This is a genomic window from Parasulfitobacter algicola, from assembly GCF_013315265.1.
Classification (GTDB): Bacteria; Pseudomonadota; Alphaproteobacteria; order Rhodobacterales; family Rhodobacteraceae; genus Parasulfitobacter; species Parasulfitobacter algicola.
In genome coordinates, this window is record NZ_JABUFE010000016.1 from 1 (window position 1) to 21,029 (window position 21,029).

The 21,029-nt window shown below is 53.2% G+C and carries 19 protein-coding genes; 12 read left to right on the top strand and 7 right to left on the bottom strand.

Going from position 1 to position 21,029, the window contains the following annotated elements; translation table 11 throughout:
* Positions 1 to 339: 339 nt before the first annotated feature.
* Positions 340 to 1,014 carry a hypothetical protein gene (locus HRQ87_RS17950; RefSeq protein WP_174139824.1) on the bottom strand — a complete coding sequence of 225 codons (675 nt, stop codon included), beginning with the start codon at positions 1,012 to 1,014 and terminating at the stop codon, positions 340 to 342.
* A 130-nt stretch (positions 1,015 to 1,144) separates the two neighbouring features.
* Positions 1,145 to 2,161: an alpha/beta hydrolase family protein gene (locus HRQ87_RS17955; RefSeq protein WP_174139825.1), complete on the bottom strand. Its 1,017-nt coding sequence runs from the start codon at positions 2,159 to 2,161 to the stop codon at positions 1,145 to 1,147.
* Positions 2,162 to 2,299: 138 nt separating this feature from the next.
* Here HRQ87_RS17955 and HRQ87_RS17960 point away from each other — a divergent pair, with 138 nt between their 5' ends.
* On the top strand, positions 2,300 to 3,295 hold the full coding sequence (locus tag HRQ87_RS17960) for a helix-turn-helix domain-containing protein (protein ID WP_174139826.1): 996 nt from the start codon (positions 2,300 to 2,302) through the stop codon (positions 3,293 to 3,295).
* On the opposite strand, the gene HRQ87_RS17965 is transcribed toward HRQ87_RS17960, so the two are convergent.
* Positions 3,296 to 3,853: a hypothetical protein gene (locus HRQ87_RS17965; RefSeq protein WP_174139827.1), complete on the bottom strand. Its 558-nt coding sequence runs from the start codon at positions 3,851 to 3,853 to the stop codon at positions 3,296 to 3,298.
* Between the two features lie 47 nt (positions 3,854 to 3,900).
* Here HRQ87_RS17965 and HRQ87_RS17970 point away from each other — a divergent pair, with 47 nt between their 5' ends.
* The 5 genes from HRQ87_RS17970 (at position 3,901) to HRQ87_RS17990 (ending at position 8,651) form a co-directional block, all read left to right on the top strand.
* Positions 3,901 to 4,827 (top strand): histone deacetylase family protein, encoded by a 927-nt coding sequence (locus HRQ87_RS17970; protein ID WP_174139828.1) that lies wholly within the window; start codon positions 3,901 to 3,903, stop codon positions 4,825 to 4,827.
* Positions 4,824 to 5,066 carry an exodeoxyribonuclease VII small subunit gene (locus HRQ87_RS17975; RefSeq protein ID WP_174139829.1) on the top strand — a complete coding sequence of 81 codons (243 nt, stop codon included), beginning with the start codon at positions 4,824 to 4,826 and terminating at the stop codon, positions 5,064 to 5,066. The genes HRQ87_RS17970 and HRQ87_RS17975 overlap by 4 nt, the downstream gene beginning before the upstream one ends.
* Positions 5,056 to 5,970 carry a polyprenyl synthetase family protein gene (locus HRQ87_RS17980; protein ID WP_174139830.1) on the top strand — a complete coding sequence of 305 codons (915 nt, stop codon included), beginning with the start codon at positions 5,056 to 5,058 and terminating at the stop codon, positions 5,968 to 5,970. Before HRQ87_RS17975 ends, HRQ87_RS17980 begins: the two co-directional genes overlap by 11 nt.
* A 22-nt stretch (positions 5,971 to 5,992) precedes the next feature.
* Positions 5,993 to 7,921: a 1-deoxy-D-xylulose-5-phosphate synthase gene (dxs, locus tag HRQ87_RS17985; protein WP_174139831.1), complete on the top strand. Its 1,929-nt coding sequence runs from the start codon at positions 5,993 to 5,995 to the stop codon at positions 7,919 to 7,921.
* Between the two features lie 61 nt (positions 7,922 to 7,982).
* On the top strand, positions 7,983 to 8,651 hold the full coding sequence (locus HRQ87_RS17990) for an androgen-induced gene 1 family protein (RefSeq protein ID WP_174139832.1): 669 nt from the start codon (positions 7,983 to 7,985) through the stop codon (positions 8,649 to 8,651).
* Here HRQ87_RS17990 and HRQ87_RS17995 read toward each other — a convergent pair.
* Positions 8,560 to 9,492 (bottom strand): Rossmann-fold NAD(P)-binding domain-containing protein, encoded by a 933-nt coding sequence (locus tag HRQ87_RS17995; RefSeq protein WP_174139859.1) that lies wholly within the window; start codon positions 9,490 to 9,492, stop codon positions 8,560 to 8,562. The two genes, HRQ87_RS17990 and HRQ87_RS17995, sit on opposite strands and share 92 nt — an antisense overlap.
* 514 nt (positions 9,493 to 10,006) lie before the next feature.
* Between HRQ87_RS17995 and ade the strand changes: the two genes are divergently transcribed.
* The 3 genes from ade (at position 10,007) to HRQ87_RS18015 (ending at position 13,722) form a co-directional block, all read left to right on the top strand.
* Entirely contained in the window at positions 10,007 to 11,815 is a 1,809-nt protein-coding gene (gene ade / locus HRQ87_RS18005; protein ID WP_174139833.1) for an adenine deaminase, read from the top strand.
* Positions 11,812 to 13,296 (top strand): AMP nucleosidase, encoded by a 1,485-nt coding sequence (locus tag HRQ87_RS18010; RefSeq protein ID WP_174139834.1) that lies wholly within the window; start codon positions 11,812 to 11,814, stop codon positions 13,294 to 13,296. Before ade ends, HRQ87_RS18010 begins: the two co-directional genes overlap by 4 nt.
* 138 nt (positions 13,297 to 13,434) lie before the next feature.
* Positions 13,435 to 13,722, top strand: a complete 288-nt coding sequence (locus HRQ87_RS18015; RefSeq protein WP_174139835.1) for an HU family DNA-binding protein — start codon at positions 13,435 to 13,437, stop codon at positions 13,720 to 13,722.
* Between the two features lie 139 nt (positions 13,723 to 13,861).
* Here the strand turns inward: HRQ87_RS18015 and HRQ87_RS18020 are convergent, their stop codons facing one another.
* Positions 13,862 to 15,082 (bottom strand): DEAD/DEAH box helicase, encoded by a 1,221-nt coding sequence (locus HRQ87_RS18020; protein ID WP_174139836.1) that lies wholly within the window; start codon positions 15,080 to 15,082, stop codon positions 13,862 to 13,864.
* Positions 15,083 to 15,432: 350 nt separating this feature from the next.
* Positions 15,433 to 17,304 carry a methyl-accepting chemotaxis protein gene (locus HRQ87_RS18025; RefSeq protein WP_174139837.1) on the bottom strand — a complete coding sequence of 624 codons (1,872 nt, stop codon included), beginning with the start codon at positions 17,302 to 17,304 and terminating at the stop codon, positions 15,433 to 15,435.
* Positions 17,305 to 17,526: 222 nt separating this feature from the next.
* On the opposite strand from HRQ87_RS18025, the gene HRQ87_RS18030 reads away from it, so the two are divergent.
* Entirely contained in the window at positions 17,527 to 18,327 is an 801-nt protein-coding gene (locus HRQ87_RS18030) for a hypothetical protein (RefSeq protein ID WP_174139838.1), read from the top strand.
* A gap of 150 nt (positions 18,328 to 18,477) precedes the next feature.
* Positions 18,478 to 19,353 carry a DMT family transporter gene (locus HRQ87_RS18035; RefSeq protein ID WP_174139839.1) on the top strand — a complete coding sequence of 292 codons (876 nt, stop codon included), beginning with the start codon at positions 18,478 to 18,480 and terminating at the stop codon, positions 19,351 to 19,353.
* Positions 19,354 to 19,368: 15 nt separating this feature from the next.
* Here HRQ87_RS18035 and HRQ87_RS18040 read toward each other — a convergent pair whose 3' ends face one another.
* Positions 19,369 to 20,166, bottom strand: coding sequence for a DUF2125 domain-containing protein (locus HRQ87_RS18040; protein ID WP_174139840.1), 798 nt, complete (start codon positions 20,164 to 20,166; stop codon positions 19,369 to 19,371).
* Positions 20,167 to 20,582: 416 nt separating this feature from the next.
* On the opposite strand from HRQ87_RS18040, the gene HRQ87_RS18045 reads away from it, so the two are divergent.
* On the top strand, positions 20,583 to 20,981 hold the full coding sequence (locus tag HRQ87_RS18045; RefSeq protein WP_174139841.1) for a hypothetical protein: 399 nt from the start codon (positions 20,583 to 20,585) through the stop codon (positions 20,979 to 20,981).
* The last annotated feature ends 48 nt before the right edge of the window (positions 20,982 to 21,029 follow it).

Genomic DNA, 21,029 nt, shown 5'->3' on the forward strand with positions numbered 1-21,029 from the left:
AGAAAGTTGGCCGTCATCATGCACCGCATGTGGGCTGACAACACCGAGTTCCGTCATGGGAAAATGGAGGGAATTGCATGACCTGATACCCCTTCCTGAAGCCAAAGACGGGATCGTCCCTCACCGGACGAGGTCAGTGGATGACGCCGAAAAAGCTCACTGCGCAACTTGAAGCGCGAGACTAAGCGGGGCGCTCCACGTCCAATCCGACACATGCATGCAGCGGTCCAACTGAACCGGGCCATCAATGACTGCGTAGAGAAGTGTGACCCGGATGAGAGACAATGATCCCGAAGAGCGGGAATAAAACGATGAAATGAACTTGACCTAAACGCCCGATTAGAGAAGTGAGTTCACATAGGGAGCAACCACCGCCTGTGGAACACCACAATACTGAATATAGCGATCCTGATGCATATCAGGATCATAGACGTCAGCAAAAATCTGCGGAAACTGCGTGCATTCTGGCTGAACCGGGGGATTTTCGCGATAGGAGTGCGACAACGGATCGTCGAAAATGATGCCAAGATATAAGCTGTTCAGGATGTAATAGCGTGCTTTGGTTCTATGTATCGGTCCGTCATAGTCATTGCGCGGGGTTCTTGGCGCATCCTTAGCAAAGCGTTCCCGTTCCGCTTTTAATGTTTCAACGGTCTGCGGTACGCTGGCCAATGCTTCCAATCTTGCATCGACAAACCGCTCTGCCCTGATCAACGCACAGCGTTTTTCGATATCTTTTACCGGATTTATGCTGAAATTCCAGACCACTGCAAAGATGGGAAGTGCTAAAAAGATAACAATCGCCAGCCATGTTTTACGATGGCGCAGCCACGCAAGCCATGTCATCAGAGCCCAAAAGACGAACAACAGACCAAATGATAACAACATGATTGGGCCGTAGATAATCGCTCCGACCTCGCCCTGCCCTTGCCCGCCATACAAAGTAAATGCCCAAACATACCCAAAGAAAAGCGCCAGCGCCAAGCAGATAAAAATTGCTATGCGCAGTATCATGAATGAAATCCAATTCGATCAAACAATATTATATCTGTGTATTTTCGGGATAGTTTATATGCAGATGATACGCCAAAGTATACCACATTGATCTAAAAGTCTGCGGCAGGCGTGGCCCGCCGCAGATTGATTATTTCAGAACAAATGCAGCGATCTTTTCGATGGATTGTTGGTGCACTTCGCTGCGAATGGATCCTTGGGGATCATTGCAAACAGGGTCGTCCTTTTCTTCGATCAGAATTGCCGCGCCCTCAGGTTTACACAGCCCTAGAAAGCTGAAGTGATTGGCCTGCGTTACAGTCTGACGGGTGCCATTAGGCAGGTTTGCCATCAGATTGCTGCCTGTTGGACCAACATCGGTGGCCTTCCACAACAGACCCGGACCACCAAGGCTTAGCACCATGATCGGCAGTGTCATAGTGGCGGCGGTCTGTGGTGCGATGGCGTATGTCATGCCTGGATCGACCGCTATGGCTGCTGTCAGGCGCGGGTCGGACATATCATTGGTCCAGCTTTCCGGCAGATTGTCGAAATCGACACCGCCTTTTTTGAAAAACACACAGTCTTCGGCATCAGGTAAGCGGGCGCAGTAATCGCGATAAAGGTCCCGTTCAAGGCGGGCGCCAGCAAGGGTCAGAACGGTCGTTCCGCCCAGTGAAAACCCGACACTGACGATCCGGCTTTGATCAATCTTTGGGCCAAACGTCGGGTCGGCCAGAATGTGATCAAGAGCTTCGCTGATATCAGCGGCGCGATCATCCAAAAGAATGGACCGACGAGGAGAGGAGTCGCCCGATGTACTGCCCGGATGATTGACGGCCAGCACCATGATCCCGCGATTGGCCAGTTCCGAGGAAAGCCAGCCAAGACCATCCATGTTGCCGCCTGACCCGTGCGAGAGCAGGACTAAGGGGTAAGACCCCTCTTTGACCGCTGCGCCGACATAAGCCGAGGTGCCTTGGAAAACAGCATTGTCGCCAATCAGACCGCGATAGGTCGGCGTTCCAACAGGATACCAGATTGATCCAGCAATGGGTCGCGTGCGGTGTTCTGCATCTATGGTCAGTTGATCATAGCCTGCAAAATCCTGTGCCTGCGCGGCAGTTCCAGCCAAAGTGACAGCCACGGTTAAAAGCAGTTTCCTCATAACGCGTTCCTTTTTTCTGCGTTGAAATCTGCTTTCCATTTGCGAGGTTTGGCGAATATCTGCGTCCTGAAACCGGTTTTAGGTCGATCAAAACCGGTTTTGGGTCCATTGAACGGGCCAAATACGAGGTTTTTGCAAATGATTGCCTTACCGATACCCTTGATCATGTCGCTGTTGCTGGCGTTCTTATTCCTAAGGGCCCTGATGGCACGCCGCAAATCCTGGCTGTTTCTAAGCCTGCTGGCGGCAAGTGCCTGGCAGGGTTTGGTGATTTCTATGGTCCAGCATTACGGGGTTGAGACGTTCCGCTGGATCGCGCCTGTGACCGCTGTGATCATACCACCGCTGGCCTGGGTAACCTTTCGGGCGACGGCAGTGCGGGCTTTTGATCCGGCCCGCGATGCGCTGCATCTTTTGCCTGTGGGTTTCACCGTTTTTTGCGTTGTATTTGAACCGGTTGCGCTGGATATTGTTGTGCCGGGGGTTTTCCTGATCTACGGGCTGGCGATCCTGATGGCCTTGCGCGCAGGGTCGGATGGGCTGCCGATGATGCGGCTTGAAACAGGCGATCTGCCCCGGCGGATCTGGGCTGGCATTGCGCTGGCATTGATCCTGTCAGCCTTCAGCGATGGATTGATCGCCATGACACAGATGATGGACGCAGGATGGTTGCGCCCGTGGATCATCAGTGTGTTTTCATCATTGTCTTTGGGGATTATTGGCATGCTTAGCCTGTCGCAAAGCCTGACCACTGATGCACCCGAGTCGGCGCCCGACATAAGCCCGCAAGATGTGCAACGCGACAGCGATGTGATGGCGCGACTAAAGCACCTGATGACATCCGAACAGCTTTTTCTGGACCCCGACCTGACGTTGGTGCGGCTGTCCAAACGGTTGCGGGTGCCTGCGAAACAAGTATCTGCCGCGATCAATCGGGCCACGGGGCAGAATGTGTCGCGCTATGTGAATGAATTTCGAATCCGATATGCCTGCGACCGTTTGAAAGCGGATGAGCCTGTTACGCTTGCAATGCTGAACAGTGGCTTCAATACCAAGTCCAACTTCAATCGCGAATTTTTGCGCGTGATGGGCTGCGCACCCAGTGTCTGGATTTCTGAAAACAGACCCCCATGATCAGATACCACATACATTTTTTATATCTGATGTGATCTGCCCAGACGTCCCCCATTTCATGACCGGTATAGCCCGCATAGTAGTCTGAATGTCTTTGGGTACATCATTCGTCCAACGTATACCCTGCCCGCTGATCAGGTCCAACTGACAACTGCCATTGTTGTCAAGATCAAGCGTGTCACGATACGTATATACGTACCGCGTGACCACATACCTTCCGTCGTCATACCCAAGTTCCAGTGAGATACTCCAACGAATGCGGTGGATTGCTTCGTTCAGGGACACGACCAAAATCGATCCGTCTTCAAGTCGTTCCAGAAATGGCTTTTGTTCCATGAACTGGCCGACCCAGGCAATATTCCGCGCTATTATATCAGGCTGGCCAGCCGATTGGATTTTCAGATCGGCACTATCCGAGTTTTCATCATAAAGAAGTGTAATGTCTTCAACTATGCCGTCCTCGTTCAAATCCGATTGAACCATAAGCAGCATATCTTGCGCCTGTGCTTGCCATACGCTCAATCCAATAATCATAGGAATCAGAATGCGGTATGACACCTTAATCTTTCCTTGTGCTGATGAATGGTTTCGACTTGTATCAGTATATGACAACAGCCCTTATCACACACCCCGATTGTCTTGGTCACATCACGCCCCTTGGTCATGTCGAACAGGTGGCGCGGCTTGAATATGTTTTGCGCGCGCTGGACGATCTGGATCTGCAGCGCGAAAAGGCGCCTTTGGTGGCCGATGATGATATAATTCGTGTGCATCCCGCCGGACATCTGCATGCGCTGCGCGAAGCGGCCCCTGATAAGGGATCAGTGGCGCTGGATCCTGACACCTATATGTCGCCGGGAACGCTTGATGCGGTCTTTCGGGCGGCGGGGGCCTGTGTAAAGGCCGTTGATATGGTGATGAACGGCGATGTGGCGAATGCGTTTTGCGCTGTGCGTCCGCCCGGTCATCATGCGGAAAAGCAGACGCCGATGGGGTTTTGTCTGTTGGGCAACATTGCGATTGCCGCCAAATATGCGCTGGATCATCACCGGTTGGCGCGGGTGGCGATTGTGGATTTTGACGTACACCACGGCAACGGCACACAAGATTTGCTGGAAGCCGATAAGCGTGTTTTCTTTGCATCGACCCATCAGATGCCGCTGTATCCCGGTACAGGTCACACCCATGAAACCGGCGCGCATAACAACGTGCTAAACATCCCGCTAAGGGCAGGCGAAGGATCATCGGCGTTTCGAAAAGTGATACAGCAACAGGTTTTCCGCGCGATTGATCGCTTTTCTCCGCAACTTCTGCTGATTTCGGCTGGATTTGATGCACATGCAGATGATCCATTGGCGGGGCTGAACCTGGTCGAGGATGACTTTGACTGGGTTACACGGGGTTTGTGTGATCTGGCCGATAAACATTGTGGGGGTCGTGTGGTCTCGACTTTAGAAGGCGGCTATGATTTGGACGCTTTGGCGGCCAGTGCGGCTGCACACGTGAAAGTTTTGATGGAGCGAGGCGCATGAGTGAAAAACAAGTCAGCGAGATGAGCTTTGAAGAAGCCATGGCCGAGCTGGAACGTGTCGTCGGTCAACTGGAAGGCGGCGACGTGCCGCTGGAACAGTCGATCACGCTTTACGAACGCGGGGCCGAGCTGAAAAAGCATTGCGAGGCCAAGCTGAAGGCGGCTGAGGAAAAGGTGGCCAAAATCACTCTGGATGAAACGGGTAAACCCACCGGGACGGCGCCGCTTGATGGGGTATAGACTCGACGGTCAGCCCTTTGACCCGATTGGGTTTGATCCCCACCCCTTTGATGAGGCGCTGGAGATAACATCGCTGTTTGTCCCCGGCTGGATTGCAGAGCAGTTCAAGAATCAAGATGGCCCTGTTGCAGATGCGATGCGCTATGCGCTTGACGGCGGTAAATGCCTGCGTGCCTATCTGGTGTACGAAGGCGGGCGGCTGCATGGTATTCCTCATGGCAAATCGTTGCCTGCCGCCAAGGCCATTGAATGCATCCATGCCTACAGTCTGATCCACGATGATCTGCCCTGCATGGATGACGATGGCATACGGCGTGGCAAACCGACGGTTCACAAGAAATGGGACGAGGCCACGGCCGTTCTGGCCGGAGATGCCCTTCAATCGCTGGCTTTTGAGTGTCTCGGTCAGCTGAAATATCCCGCCGATCACGTGATGGACTTGGTTGTCAGTCTTGCGAAAGCCGCAGGAATTGCGGGGATGGTCGGGGGGCAAGCCGCCGATATCGCGGCTGAAACGGCCAAAGCCGCCCTGACACTGGAACAGATCACCGACCTGCAAGCTCGGAAAACCGGTGCGCTGATTTCATGGGCGGCGCAGGCCGGACCGATCCTTGCGGGTGATGACCCCACCGCACTGCGGCAGTATGCGCAGGCGCTTGGCCTTGCCTTTCAAATCGCCGACGACATCTTGGATGTTGAGGGCGATGCGGCAACCGCCGGAAAACGCTTGCAAAAAGACGCAGACGCCGGAAAGGCCACATTCGTTTCGCTTTTAGGGCTGCAGGGTGCAAAGGCCCGCGCGCTGGAACTGGTGGAACAGGCCGAAGCGGCGCTTGACCCTTACGGCGACAACGCCGCTCCGTTGAAAGAGGCCGCTCGCTTTGTTATCTCGCGCGACAAATAACGCGCCATTGGAAGGCAATATTATGGGACACAAACCGAATACTCCGCTGTTGGACAAAGTACACAGCCCTGCCGATATGAAGGGCTTCAGCGATTCTGAGTTGCGGCAACTGGCAAATGAGGTTCGGTCTGAAACGATCAGCGCGGTGTCGGTCACAGGCGGGCATCTGGGCGCAGGTCTGGGTGTGGTCGAACTGACGGTGGCCCTGCACGCTGTCTTCGATGCCCCCAAGGACCGGATCATCTGGGACGTCAGCCATCAGTGCTATCCCCATAAAATCTTGACCGGACGGCGTGATCGCATCCGCACCCTGCGCCAAAAGGATGGGCTGAGCGGGTTTACCAAACGGTCGGAAAGCCCCTATGACCCGTTCGGCGCCGCGCATAGCTCGACCTCGATCTCGGCCGCGCTTGGCTTTGCCGTGGCCCGCGATCTGGGCGGTGCGCCCGAACATGGGATTGGCGATTGCATCGCAGTGATCGGTGACGGCGCGATGAGCGCGGGTATGGCGTACGAGGCGATGAACAACGCAGGCCACCTGAAAAAGCGGCTGATCGTGATCCTGAACGATAATGAAATGAGCATCGCGCCCCCCGTCGGCGCCATGTCCAGCTATCTTAGCCGGCTTTACGCCGGCGCCCCGTTTCAGGAACTGAAGGCCGCCGCCAAGGGTGCTGTCAGCCTGCTGCCCGAACCCCTGCAGGAAGGGGCGCGGCGGGCCAAGGATATGCTGAAACATATGACCGTGGGCGGGACCTTGTTTGAAGAACTGGGCTTTTCCTATCTTGGCCCCATCGACGGGCACGACATGGAACAGCTTCTGGCCGTCTTGCGCACGGTCAAGGATCGCGCCACCGGGCCGATCCTGATCCACGCCATCACGAAAAAGGGCAAAGGTTATGCCCCGGCCGAGGCCGCGCGTGATAAGGGGCACGGTGTCAGCAAATTCGACGTGGTGACGGGCGAACAGAAAAAGGCGGCCTCAAACGCGCCCAGCTATACAAAGGTGTTCGCCGAGGCGCTCATCAAACAGGCCGAAAAAGACGACAAGGTCTGCGCCGTGACCGCGGCCATGCCAGACGGCACAGGCCTGAAACTGTTCGCCGAACGCTATCCGAGCCGTTGCTTTGATGTAGGCATTGCCGAACAGCACGGTGTGACATTCTCGGCCGGTCTGGCGGCGGGCGGCATGAAGCCATTTGCGGCGATCTATTCGACCTTCCTGCAGCGCGGGTATGATCAGGTGGTGCATGATGTGGCGATCCAACGATTGCCTGTGCGCTTTGCGATTGACCGCGCTGGGCTAGTGGGCGCTGATGGCGCAACGCACGCGGGCGCTTTTGATGTGGCCTATCTGGCCAATCTGCCGGGTTTTGTGGTCATGGCCGCCGCGGATGAGGCCGAATTGACCCGTATGGTCGCCACCGCCGTGGCCCATGACGACGGCCCGATCGCATTCCGCTTTCCGCGCGGTGAAGGCACCGGCGTCGAGATGCCAGAGGACCCGCAACCACTGGAAATAGGCAAAGGCCGCATCATTCAGGACGGCAGCCGCGTGGCCCTTCTGTCTTTTGGTGCCCGTTTGCAAGAGGTCCAGAAAGCCGCCGAAAATCTGGCCGCCAAGGGGATCAACCCCACCATTGCCGACGCCCGTTTCGCCAAGCCTCTGGACCGCGAGTTGATGCTGCAACTGGCCGCGAATCATGAGGCGCTGATCACGATCGAGGAAGGCGCCATCGGCGGCTTCGGCAGCCACGTTGCGCAGCTGCTGGCCGAAGAACAGGTGTTCGATACCGGCCTGAAATACCGGTCCATGGTTCTGCCTGATACCTTTATCGATCAGGCAGGCCCGCGGGATATGTATGCGGTCGCCAAGCTGAATGCCGAAGATATCGAAGCCAAAGTGCTGGACACCCTGGGTGTCGCGCAGTTGGACAGTAAAAGGGCTTAACTGGCGTAGCGTCACTCAGATTTGGTTTTGCGCCAGGGCGCATATCGCTTATTCAAAACCGATGAACGATATCAGACGCTCAAAACCCATCCTATACTACCGCTGGCTCGTCTTTCTGCTGGCGGCTGGATACTCACTTTATATGATGTTTTTCAGCAGCTATGCGCAGCTTGGCGGGCCGTTTCGGTTTTTGACGATCTGGGCATTACTGGCGTCATTTTTCTGTGCATCCCGCATGATCGCCGTTATGGAAGACAGGTCAGATATGCGCTGGGATGCAATGGTGACGATCACCGCTGTGCTGAACGGAATGGTGGTGTTTTTGTACTGGCGGCTTTATTTTATTGATCCGGCACTGGTGAACAGCGATGAACCCGTCTGGTGGCGGGAATACTATCTGCATCTGCTTGGCCCGATGCTGCAATGGATCGACGCCCTGTTCATCCACCGGGGCAATCGCCGCCCCCTTTGGGCCGCTGTCGGGATTGCGGTTGTTATCAGCCTGTATGTTGCATGGATCGAAGGTATCGTTCAGCGCCTTAGCAATTTTCCGGCAGGCAGCGTGACCAGTGGCCTGCCGTATCCGTTTTTGAACGATATGACATTCACAGAACGGCTGACCTTTTATGTCAGCAATTTCATGATAGCGCTGATCCTACTGACGATTGTGGTGATTTTGGCCGCGTTACTGAACCACCTTTTACCTCGCCGGCCTCAAGCAACGCCTTAAGACCGCTGCGATAGTCGGGGTATTTCAGCTTTACGCCCAATTCATCCTTAATTCTTTCGTTCAGCACCCGTTTATTTTCGGCATAAAAACTGCGCGCCATAGGCGACAGATCCGCTTCGTCAAACGCAACAACGGGCGGGATGGGCAAGCCCAAAATCTCGGCGGCATAGGCGATGACGTCCTGGGGTGGGGCGGCTTCGTCATCGCAAACGTTATAGATCGCACCTGGATTTGGCGCATTGATCGAAGCCTGCAGAACCTGCGCGATGTCATCCACATGGATGCGGCTGAACACCTGCTTGCCCTTTATGATCCGCCGTGCGTTGCCAGACATCACCTTTTGGAACGGTCCGCGGCCGGGACCATAGATGCCTGCCAGACGAAAGATATGCAGCGGCAGATCGGGAATGGATTGCCAGTCGGCCTCGGCCTGCATGCGCTGTTTGCCGCGTTCGGTTGTCGGGGCAAGGTCTGTTGTTTCATCGACCCATTCGCCATCGTGGTCGCCATAAACACCGGTCGTCGACAGATAGCCAACCCAGGTCAGTTGTGGTGCGATTGCGATGATTTCATTTTTCAGCTTGCGCAAGGTCGGATCACCATCCGCATCTGGGCCTGCCGAAATCAGGATATGGGATGCCTGCGCAAGCGCGGGCTGCAGATCACCGTCGGGCCACAGAACCGGGTTCAGTTCATCAAGCTCAAACTGTTCAGCTTTTTGTTTGGACCGAGTCGTGGCAAAGATGCTCCAACCCTGTTTTTTCAATCCCTTGCCCAAAGCCTGGGCTGAATAACCATGGCCGAACGACAATAGCGTCTTTTCGCGTACCGTATTTTCGATGGGCAAAACCGATCCATCGGGCACGCTTGGCACCCAGACATAGCCATTTTTGCTCATAATGTGGCATTCGCGCAGACCGTGGGGTCTATCGGACGGGTCCTGTAAAACAGTCGCGCCCATTTCAGCCGCCATTTTCGCAGCCACGTCAGGATCAATACCGAAAAGGCGAATCTCTGCGCCTGCACCACGCGGTGCAGATTCAGGCAGAATGCCCAGCAATGGATGTGCGCCATATGCGCCATCTGAATGGACTTGCAAGATATCACCATCGTGGATCAGAATTGCAAAATCAGTACTGATCCTATGGGCTTTCAACCCGAATAGTTTTGTCAGAAAATCGACTTCTTCGTTGACGTCCCTGACCAGTATATTCAGCCCAACGCCCCGCAGGGAGCGCCCAAAAACCGAAGGGCTGACCGTTTCATAATCCATAACTATATTACCTATTTCCGTATCAATGACCGGTAAAGCCAGATCAGCTTGAACACCGTCTTATTGCGTGTCAACTTGAGCCATGACAGTTGAATTTCAAACTTGGCCACAATCCGCCGCCCGCCTGATCGCTGTGGCGGGCGGTCGTGCACCTGCTGACTTAGTTATTAAGGGCGGTACGTGGGTCAATGTCCATACGCGCGAGCTGTTGCCAAATAGCGACATTGCGATCGCCGATGGCCGCTTTGCGTACTGCGGGCCGGACGCGTCACATTGCATTGGCGATGCCACACAGGTGATTCACGCCGATGGCCGCTATATGATTCCCGGTTTGTGTGACGCGCATATGCATATCGAATCGGGTATGTTGACCCCGGCCGAGTTCGCCCGCGCGGTCATTCCCCACGGCACGACGACCATGTTCACCGACCCGCATGAGATCGCGAATGTGTTGGGTCTGCGCGGCGTACGGCTGATGCATGACGAAGCACTTTTACAACCCATCAACATTTTCACCCAGATGCCGTCCTGCGCGCCCTCGGCCCCGGGGCTGGAAACGACGGGCCATGAAATCACCCCCGATGATGTGGCCGAAGCCATGGTCTGGCCCGGCATCGTCGGTCTGGGCGAGATGATGAATTTCCCTGGCGTGATCCACGGTGATGCCAAGATGCTGGCCGAGATCGCCGCAACTCAGGAGGCCGGAAAAACCGTGGGTGGTCACTATGCCAGCCCCGATCTTGGCCCCGATTTTCACGCCTACGCCGCCGGCGGTCCGGCGGATGATCACGAAGGCACGTCTGAGGCCGACGCGATGGCCCGCGTCCGTCAGGGGATGCGCGCCATGATGCGCCTTGGCAGCGCCTGGTATGACGTCGAAAGTCAGATCACCGCTGTAACTGAAAAGGGTCTGGATTCCCGCAGTTTCATCCTGTGCACCGATGACTGCCATTCGGGCACATTGGTCAATGACGGGCATATGAACCGTGTGGTCCGGCACGCAATTGACTGTGGTTGTAACCCCGTCGTCGCGCTGCAGATGGCCACGATCAACACCGCGACCCACTTCGGCCTGGAACGAGATCTGGGGTCCATCGCCCCCGGCAGGCGGGCCGATCTGATCCTGACCTCTGATCTGAAAACGCTGCCAATTGAACAGGTCATTGCGCGCGGCGTAACTGTGGCCGAACATGGCCAGATCTCTGTCGATTGTCCGCATCTGGCGTGGCCCGATGATGCGCGCAGCACTGTTCATCTGGGCAAAGATCTGCAGGCGGATGATTTCAACATCCCTGCCCCCGACGGCGCAAACACCGTCACCGCGAAAGTGATCGGCGTCGTTGAAAATCAGGCCCCCACCAAAGCATTGACTGCTGAACTCAGCGTGGAAGACGGGCTGGTCGAACTGGATGAGGCCGCCGATATCTGCCAGATCGCCCTGGTTGAGCGCCACCGCGGCACGGGTCAGGTCATCAACGGCTTTGTATCGGGTTTTGGCTATCGGGGGCCTATGGCCATCGCTTCAACCGTGGCGCATGACAGTCACCATATGATCGTCGTTGGCACCAGCCGCGATGACATGGCCCGCGCGGCGAACCGCCTGGGCGAGGTTGGCGGCGGCATCACCGTTTGGCAGAATGGTCAGGAACTGGCGCTTGTGGAATTGCCCATCGCCGGTCTGATGTCAGACGCCCCCGCCACCGAGGTTGCCGCCAAGGCCGATCAGATGGTGGCGGCCATGCGTGCTTGCGGGTGCACGCTGAATAACGCCTATATGCAGCATTCCCTGCTTGCACTTGTTGTCATCCCAGAGTTACGCATCTCTGATCTTGGATTGGTCGATGTCACCAAATTCGAAATCACAGATCTGTTTGAAAAGGCCCCCGCATGAACGTCAGCGACCCGAACCTGCCCGTTGTCACCCCTGACTGTCCGGGGCCGGAAATCTTTCACGATGCTAACAAAGCCGCCGACCGCCTGATCGAGCTTTATCAGATATCGACCCGCTTCCTGTGTGATCGCTTCACCGAAAGCGTGGGCGGCAGCAAACCGGCGTCGCGCTATCGGGCGTTTTATCCCGAAATCCGCATCACAACGACCAGCTTCGCCCAGGTCGACAGCCGTCTTAGCTTTGGCCATGTCGCAGCCCCCGGCGTCTATTCCACGACCGTGACACGCCCCGATCTGTTCCGCCATTACCTGACCCAGCAAATCGGACTGATCCTGGACAATCATAAAGTGGGCGTTGAAATCGGCGCCTCGCTCACACCGATCCCCGTGCATTTCGCCGTGGCCAATGACGCCAACGTGCAGGTCCCACAGGAAGGCGCAATGGCCTTTACCCTGCGCGATGTCTTCGACGTGCCTGATCTGTCGACCACCAACGACGATATTGTAAACGGCTATGGCTTCACACACGAAGACGGCTCAGGCCCCTTGGCGCCTTTTACCGCGCAGCGGGTGGATTATTCACTGGCCCGTCTGGCGCATTATACCGCCACCGCCGCCGAACATTTCCAGAACCACGTGCTGTTCACCAACTATCAGTTCTATGTCGAAGAATTCGAAGCATACGCCCGCCAGATGCTGTCCGATCCGAACAGCGGCTACACCAGCTTCGTGGGCCCCGGTAACGATGAGATTACCGATGGCGTCACCGCCATGTCACCGCCCGCCAAGATGCCGCAGATGCCGACCTATCACCTCAAGCGCGCTGGTCAGGCGGGGATTACTCTGGTCAATATCGGCGTCGGGCCATCGAACGCGAAAACCGCAACCGACCACATCGCCGTTCTGCGCCCCCATGCCTGGCTGATGGTCGGCCACTGCGCGGGGCTGCGCAACAGCCAGTCCCTGGGGGATTTCGTTCTGGCCCACGCTTACCTGCGCGAAGATCACGTGCTGGATGACGATCTGCCCGTCTGGGTGCCGATTCCGGCGCTGGCCGAAATCCAGATCGCGCTGGAAACGGCGGTCGAACAGGTGACCGAGCTTGAGGGCTTTGACCTGAAACGTCTGATGCGCACCGGCACAGTCGCCACGATCGACAACCGCAACTGGGAACTGCGCGACCAATCCGGACCCGTGCAGCGCCTGTCCCAATCCCGCGCCATCGCGCTGGACATGGAAAGCGCAACCATCGCGGCCAACGGCTTTCGGTTCCGTGTACCTTACGGCACGTTGCTGTGCGTCTCTGACAAACCCCTGCACGGAGAGCTGAAACTGCCCGGGATGGCCTCGGACTTCTATAAGACTCAGGTCGCGCGCCACCTGATGATCGGCATCCGGGCGATGGAACATCTGCGCGAAATGCCCCTTGAAAGGTTGCATTCTCGTAAGCTGCGCAGCTTTGAAGAGACCGCATTCCTGTAAATCGCGTCAAAAATGCCGCACAATATAGGGATTTTTACATGTCTGCCCCCTACTACACATTGTGTCGCACCGCGATATTCCGTTAAATGCGCCCAATGAGGCCCAACATAATAGGGCGGTATAAGGAGACCTGACAATATGGCAAAACCCATGACAAAGACACAGCTGGTTGCTGCACTGGCTGAACATATGGACGCAGACAAAAAAACAGCGGGCGCAGCACTTGATGCGATCACAGGTTTGATCACGAAAGAAGTATCCGGCGGCGGTGCCGTTACTCTTCCAGGTGTTGGCAAAATTTATTGCCGTGAACGCCCAGAGCGTATGGTTCGCAACCCAGCCACGGGTGAGCAAATCAAGAAAGACGCTGACAAGGTTGTCAAAATGACAATTGCAAAAGCGCTGAAAGACAGTGTGAACAGCTAATCCTTCGGGACAAGCTATCTGGATATTAAAAGGGTCGCTTTTTGCGGCCCTTTTCATTTTTGCGGTAGACTGAAACGTAATTTGTTTCAGTTGCGGATGACGGCCATCCGTGAAGAAGGCCATCAGGACTGATGAACGGTTAAGCCGCGTAGCGCGCGCTATTGTTGCTGCGTCTAGCAGGTTTGCGTCTGCGCGATGGACCCCGTTTCTTCGGGGCGGCCTTTGTATCGACTTCCCACGCTTTACCGCTGGCAACCGGAATGGTCAGCGACATGATCTTTTGAATAGATTTCAATTCTGACATCTGATCCGATGAACACAGGCTGACCGCCTTACCCGACGCCCCCGCCCGCGCAGTACGACCGATACGGTGAACATAGTTTTCAGCCACGTTCGGAAGATCAAAGTTATAGACATAGCCCACGCCCGGAATATCAATTCCCCGCGCCGCCACATCTGTTGCCACCAACACGCGGATTTTACCAGAACGCAATTCCTTGATTGCGCGGTCCCGCTGGCCCTGACTTTTATTGCCGTGAATAGACCCCGCAGCAAAACCAGCCTTATCAAGCTGTTTCATTAACCGTTCAGCACCGTGTTTTGTACGCGCGAACACCAATGAAACCTCATCTTTATGGGCATCCAGCAATTCAATCAGTAAGCTGACTTTGGCAGCTTGGGCCACAAAATGAACAGACTGCGTGATCTTGTCGGCCACTTTACCAGCCGGGGCAACTTCTACCCGAACCGGTTTATTCAGAAATGTCTGTGAAAGGTCTGCCATTTGTTTTGGCATGGTTGCCGAAAACAGCATAGTTTGACGTTCAGCCGGCAAAAGTGTCGAAATCCGGCGTAATGCGTGAATAAAGCCCAAATCCAGCATTTGGTCTGCTTCGTCCAAAACCAGAAAGCGGGTGTCATTCAGCGTCAATGCCTTGCGATCCAGCAAATCGATCAGTCGCCCGGGTGTGGCAATCAGCAAATCTGTCCCGCGCGCCAAGCGCTGGATTTGTGCGTTGATTGACGTGCCGCCAACAACCAAACCGACTTTCAGGTGCGATCCTTTGGTCCAATCCCGCAAGCTGTCCGAGATTTGTTTTGCCAATTCCCGAGTAGGTGCCAAAACAAGCCCGCGTACCGTTTTGGGGCCCGCTGTGCTGCCGTCAGTCGACAGCGTATGAATCAACGGCAAGCCAAAAGCGGCAGTTTTGCCAGTTCCGGTTTGCGCAAGGCCCATAACGTCCCGGCCATTCATCGCATGCGGAATGGCCTGGCTTTGAATCGGGGTCGGCTTCTGAATACCGTTTTCAGCAAGCTTAGCAATAAGGCGAGGCGCAAGGCCCAGCATTTCAAAATCCATTCGGATTTCCTTTCGTTGGGCCAATCGGCCCATAAAAATATCTGATGAAGGTGCCATTTGTTCCAGGCGACCAACGTCAGGGTTACGCTTCAAACTAACGGTCAACCGAATTGTCGACACGTCGCTTGTAACGTTGCAACCCTGCGTGATGTGGGAAACTATAGGTCAGCGAAGGTTTTGAACCATTTCAAACGGCTCACCTGCTCACGCGGCAGAACTCATTCACTGTGCCGCATATCTGTGTTTATCGTCTCGCTGTCAAGGCGGCTATGCAAATACTTTGCGTTAGATGCGATGAAGAACATACGCGGCTTTGCTTAGCGATTTGCATTATATCTAGACCGAATAGCCTAAGCAGCTTTGTGTTCAATATCAGTATTATCCACTGCCATACCGCTTACGATAAAGTTCGACAACGCAGCCGCCAATTTTTCAGCTTCGTGAACAAGCTGCTGAGTGGCCGCAGATGTTTCTTCGGCCATCGCCGCATTTTGCTGTGTGACAATATCCAAGTTACCCGAAGCAACTTTTACGGTTTGAATACTGTTTGCGTTTTGCTTGGCAGATCCGTTTACTTCATTCACCAAAGATGTCGCATCTTCAACCAGATCGACCATATTTTTCAATGCCTCACCTGTTGAAGTCACAAGGTCTGAGCCAGTTTTGACCTGCTGTGTGCTGCGGGAAATCAAATCTCTGATCTTTTTCGCAGCTTCGCCCGCGCGCTGCGCAAGGCCGCGAACCTCGGATGCGACAACGGCAAATCCGCGACCGGCATCCCCTGCGCGCGCAGCTTCAACACCGGCGTTCAAAGCAAGAAGGTTTGTTTGAAACGCGATGTCATCGATAACGGAAGTAATCGCTGAAATCTGGTCCGAAGATGCGCGGATTTCTGACATCGCAGATACAGCATCGGTAATAAGGTCATTACTTTGAACAAAGCCGTCGTGGGTTTCTTTCATGACTTTGCTGACTTTTTCAGTGGACGTCGATGTGAATTCGGTACTTGCCGTTAACTCATCAATTGATCCCGCAGTATCGGCCAATGAATGTGACTGTTGCTCCGTGCGCAATGACAGTTGATTTATCGCAGCCGAGATTTCAGTTGCCGTCGATGAAACTGTGATTGCGTTTTTGTTGATCGCTTCAATGCTGTTTTCCAGCTGCACGACCGCTGCGTTAAAATCTTTGCGCAATGTATCGTATTCACCGGGGAAGCTTTCTGTGATGCGGCAGGTCAGATCCCCATGCGCAAGCAGTGACAAACCTTCGGCCAAGGCCCCAACAACAGTGGATTGCACTTCCATGCGATCGCGTTGTTCAGCTTCGGCCTTTTCACGACGCTCGTCTTCAAGTTTACGTTGCTTTTCCTGATCGGCCTGCCGTTTGATCAGATCAGCCTTATCTTTTTCAATCCGTTGTTGTTCTTCCAGTGCAAGCTGTTTGCGCATCGCTTCTTGTTCTGCACGCGCGAGTGCTTCTTCCTGTTCCAGGCGGTTTTTCTCAATCATATTTTCGCGGAATTCTTCAATTGCCAGGCCAAGTTTTCCCAACTCGTCGGCGCGCTTGGCAGTCGTGATATCAAACTCTGTTTCACCCGCCCGCAACTTTGTAATATCGGCAATAAGAAGAGACATCGGCTTGGTCACAGCGTTTGCGGAAAAGAAAACCAATGTACCAATTCCGCAAAACACAAAAACCCCAATAACCAAAGCCATGATATTGGCAGCACGTGTCTGTTGGATGATGTGGGATTTGGAAAGGCCCAGTACATAATTCCCGACAAAGTCCCCATCGGCATTCAGAAGCGGTACGCGCTTTAAAAGAGTGTCGCCGTAAATCGCAGATGCAAATAGATCCTCGTTTGCAAGCAGATCAGAAATACGGTCCGGCCAAATATCATCGCTGATATCTTCCAGCTGATGTTCTGCGAATACGTCACCGTCAGTATAGACTTTGGCAAAGAGAAAGCTTTGCATATCTTCAAGGCCAACCAGAACTTTTTCTGCGGGGGCGGTTTCGTAATCCCAGACAGCTTTTGCCAATGATGGGGCTGCAAATGTTTCTGCAAAAAGGGCTTCTGTTTCAAAAGCCTCTTGCATTTTGCTGCTATAGCGCTGCGACCAGAAAACTGTATAGGCGACATTGAATATGAAAAACGCAACAAGTAAAGGGATTAACAGTTTTTGTTTTACTGACAGACGCTTGAACCAGCTATGCATTCGTTTTCTCCATTTACCGTCCAACTGCGACTCGCAGCTTGTTTGCGGTAATGACTAAATTGAATGATCTTAATGGCACGTGAACATCTTAGGTTTTTCTAAAGTGTTCATTTTTTGTTCTAAGTACAAATTAATCAACGAAGCTCAGGTCAGAATTTAAATCTTTGTTCAATTTTTGATGCCAAGAGCGATGCATCTGAAAAATTCACAGGACCGCTTAAAATGAAAACGCGCTTTACGACTGTCATTGTCACGACCTTGGCACTGTTTGGACTTCCGGCAACGGCTGCAGATGTGAAATTAACCATTCCGGAACACCCAATGTCAGCATACATCGTTGATATCGTGTCGCAGTCTCTGGAAGCGCAGGGGCACACTGCTGAAATTACAGTAGATGCAAAATCCACGGAAAACCGCATTGAGGCGATGATCACTAAAGGTGAAAAGAACATGGCCACCTTCAAGTTGTCGCGGGGAACGGTTGAAAACGCAGTGGTCGTACCGGTGGGTCTGACCGGCGGCCTGCTAGGCAAGCGGGTCTTTTTTGTTCGACCCGGTGAACAGGATGCATTTGCGAACATCAAAACAGTCAAAGACTTGCAAGAATCCGGTTTAATGGGCGGGTTCGGCGAAAACTGGTTTGACGTCAACATCTGGAAAGCAAATGATCTGGATGTGACCATTGCGACTGGTAAATGGCAAAAAATATATCGGATGCTGGCTGAAGGTAACCGCAATATTGATTATTTTTCCCGCGGCATTATGGAAATTGCAGTAGAGGCGCCACTGCACCCTGATCTGGCCGTCGAGCCAAATTTGATTGTCAGCTATGATGGTGACTTCAACCTTTATCTTTCCCCCGCCAATAAAGACGATGCTGGCGTATTGGGACAGGCTTTGAACGCCGCCATTGAAAGCGGTCTGCGCGAACAGTTGGTCCGCCAATACTTCCCTGTGGTTTTTGATCCTGATGGATTAAACATGGACGGGCGGCACGAAATCAAGCTGAATATGCCAAGCTGATTTAGTTATATTTGAATGGCTAGAAAGGCGTTTTAGGGCGCCTTTTTTAATGAAATGACATCATCGCAGAACAGCAGTTCAACCCATCGCCTTTACTTTCTGAGGAACTGTAACCATACCAATTGGACCGAATTGGCCCAAGGATCCCAAATGGACATTCGCGCCCTTTTGATGGGTCTGGCTTTCGCATTGATGTGGTCATCAGCCTTTACATCCGCGCGGATTATCGTAAGCGAGGCACCACCACTTTCGGCATTAGCACTGCGGTTTCTAATTTCAGGATTAATTGCGGTAGCTATCGCACACGCCGTGGGACAAAATTGGCAGCTGACCAGAGGACAATGGCTGGCCACAATTGTTTTCGGAATTTGCCAGAATGCACTTTATCTGGGTCTGAATTTTGTCGCGATGCAAACGATAGAGGCATCGCTTGCAGCTATTATCGCGTCCACCATGCCACTTCTTGTTGCGATGGTTGGTTGGATAATTTTCCGCGAAAAAATGCCGCCAGTTGGAATTATCGGTTTATTTGCCGGTGTTGCTGGTGTTGTTTTGATTATGGGCGCACGTCTACAGGGTGATGTCCATCTTTTCGGCATCATGCTTTGTTTTATTGGCGTGGTGTCATTAACTTTGGCAACGTTGGCAGTACGTGGTGCTTCATCTGGTGGAAATATCTTGATGATTGTTGGGCTACAGATGCTGATCGGAAGCGTCTGTCTTGCCATACCGGCCGTGTCATTTGAGACTGTGAATATTGATCTTAGCTGGCGCCTAATCGCCGCTTTCACCTACACAACATTCATTCCGGGTCTGGCGGCAACAATCGTCTGGTTTCAATTGGTCAGACGCATTGGCGCTGTCAAAGCCGCCACATTCCACTTTCTAAATCCCTTTTTAGGCGTGGCGATTGCAGCTGTGTTTCTGAATGAAAGCCTTCGCTGGCTTGATATTTTGGGTGTTGCAATCATTGCCGGCGGCATTCTGGCTGTGCAGCTTTCGAAACAAACGTCCGCGCGACAGTAATCAGCCCAAAATCAGCTATTGCAAAACCAAGGGTGGAATCTGCCCAATCGTGAATGGCCCCACTTTGGCTGTTCCGTTGGTTATTGTCAGCGGTACAATCAGACCACGATCCCGACCCGCTTCTTCCATTGCTTCGCGCAATTCTGCACGATCAACCGTTCCGGTTTCAGGCATTAGCATCAGCGTGCGTCGCCAGTCAGGTAAGGTGACCTGGATTGATCCATTGGGCCGCCCGGCCGCATCAACCGTGACATCGCCCTGGGCCTGAAATTGCAAAGCACCCCATTCGATTTGAGCATTTCGAATATTGATATTGGTTAATTTCGGAGAATTTGATCGCAAAGTATTACCCTGCCATGGTCTATCCAATATCAGAACAGTATCAACAGTTGCAGCACTGATCGTTGCCGGCAATCCGATGCGACCTGCATCCGAAACAGTTTGAGATGGCAATCGCAAATCCGATGTTTTGATTGTGACAAGATATTCGGAATTTCCCTGATCTGTCACAGATGTACCTGCGCTTTGCAGAATATTGCGCAAGACATCATCTTCGATCAGTGCCAAAGCATCTTCTGTCAGCCGGGCTTGGTTTGTTGACGTCTGGCTGACAGACTGGAAAACAATACCCTTATTTGCGCCGGTGCCCGCCCCTGTCGCTGAAAGTGAATCGCGGCTTTGGGATGGTGATGTGAAAAAAGTGCTTTTATCCCGCCCCTGGCTTGCACCCGTTTCGGACAATGATTGCGCTTTAATCGGGGTTGCCAACTGAAAAACCGCAAGTGCCACAGCTGTTACAAAATGGTATTTCATGACGTGCTCCAACCGATTACCTAGACAAGTCGTAGCCTATTCCATGAGAATCACACAAGTAAAACTATACCGTCTTTTGCGTTTATAATGCCACAATCCTAATGGTCATGGAAAATTGTACGCAGCGTCATAGAATCGGGCACTTCCTTGAAAACGATAAAGGAATCGCATTAATTAGGGAATTTGAAAAAACACCTATAAGTTGATTTGTTTAGATTTTGTTTACCATTAAGTGCAAAACCCGTTACAAAAGTGGCACGGATGTCCAAAGAGTGCCCAATTTTGGTCAAAGCAAACGCTTATGAGTTAATAGATTGGGCTGATAAGAGTGTTTGATGTTACTTTGAGACTTTCTGGGATTCGCTCAGGCTTTGGTAGTATGTGTCAGCTTTGGTATGGCTAACGGGTGTTAAGATATGGACGACGCAAAGGATAAACCAGTATTGTCGCAAGAAGCGAAACAGGCAGAGCTTTTTAAAAAGCTTGGCATGATTGAAACCGTTGCGAATGGTGCAGGTGTTTGCGTTTGCATGAAGAAAAAGGAAGAGCCAACTCAGTTGCTGGCGAATGCAGCATGGGCACTTTCAAAGCAAGACACTTATGATCTGGCTGAAGAAGATGCTTTGGTGCATTTTTCTGGCACTGAAGACTATGATCATATTGCGGTTGTTCTTGATCCAGAGGCACGGGCTTCTTTTTCGGATCAGATTATGACAGATTTAACTTACAGGGCTATTGAGATCGTTGGCTTAATTCAAACACCGGCTCATAATTTACCTGATGAACATGAGACGAGCACTGGGGCTATGCAATAATCGAAGGCCTTAACACTGTATCTGTTAAGGTTTTGGTATGGGGGAATA

Bases quoted from the DNA above. Each gene is read 5' to 3' on its own strand.
- HRQ87_RS17950 (WP_174139824.1), bottom strand. From the start codon at position 1,014: ATGATACTGCGCATAGCAATTTTTATCTGCTTGGCGCTGGCGCTTTTC.
- HRQ87_RS17955 (WP_174139825.1), bottom strand. From the start codon at position 2,161: ATGAGGAAACTGCTTTTAACCGTGGCTGTCACTTTGGCTGGAACTGCC.
- HRQ87_RS17960 (WP_174139826.1), top strand. From the start codon at position 2,300: ATGATTGCCTTACCGATACCCTTGATCATGTCGCTGTTGCTGGCGTTC.
- HRQ87_RS17970 (WP_174139828.1), top strand. From the start codon at position 3,901: ATGACAACAGCCCTTATCACACACCCCGATTGTCTTGGTCACATCACG.
- HRQ87_RS17975 (WP_174139829.1), top strand. From the start codon at position 4,824: ATGAGTGAAAAACAAGTCAGCGAGATGAGCTTTGAAGAAGCCATGGCC.
- HRQ87_RS17980 (WP_174139830.1), top strand. From the start codon at position 5,056: ATGGGGTATAGACTCGACGGTCAGCCCTTTGACCCGATTGGGTTTGAT.
- dxs (WP_174139831.1), top strand. From the start codon at position 5,993: ATGGGACACAAACCGAATACTCCGCTGTTGGACAAAGTACACAGCCCT.
- HRQ87_RS17990 (WP_174139832.1), top strand. From the start codon at position 7,983: ATGAACGATATCAGACGCTCAAAACCCATCCTATACTACCGCTGGCTC.
- ade (WP_174139833.1), top strand. From the start codon at position 10,007: ATGACAGTTGAATTTCAAACTTGGCCACAATCCGCCGCCCGCCTGATC.
- HRQ87_RS18010 (WP_174139834.1), top strand. From the start codon at position 11,812: ATGAACGTCAGCGACCCGAACCTGCCCGTTGTCACCCCTGACTGTCCG.
- HRQ87_RS18015 (WP_174139835.1), top strand. From the start codon at position 13,435: ATGGCAAAACCCATGACAAAGACACAGCTGGTTGCTGCACTGGCTGAA.
- HRQ87_RS18020 (WP_174139836.1), bottom strand. From the start codon at position 15,082: ATGGATTTTGAAATGCTGGGCCTTGCGCCTCGCCTTATTGCTAAGCTT.
- HRQ87_RS18025 (WP_174139837.1), bottom strand. From the start codon at position 17,304: ATGCATAGCTGGTTCAAGCGTCTGTCAGTAAAACAAAAACTGTTAATC.
- HRQ87_RS18030 (WP_174139838.1), top strand. From the start codon at position 17,527: ATGAAAACGCGCTTTACGACTGTCATTGTCACGACCTTGGCACTGTTT.
- HRQ87_RS18035 (WP_174139839.1), top strand. From the start codon at position 18,478: ATGGACATTCGCGCCCTTTTGATGGGTCTGGCTTTCGCATTGATGTGG.
- HRQ87_RS18040 (WP_174139840.1), bottom strand. From the start codon at position 20,166: ATGAAATACCATTTTGTAACAGCTGTGGCACTTGCGGTTTTTCAGTTG.
- HRQ87_RS18045 (WP_174139841.1), top strand. From the start codon at position 20,583: ATGGACGACGCAAAGGATAAACCAGTATTGTCGCAAGAAGCGAAACAG.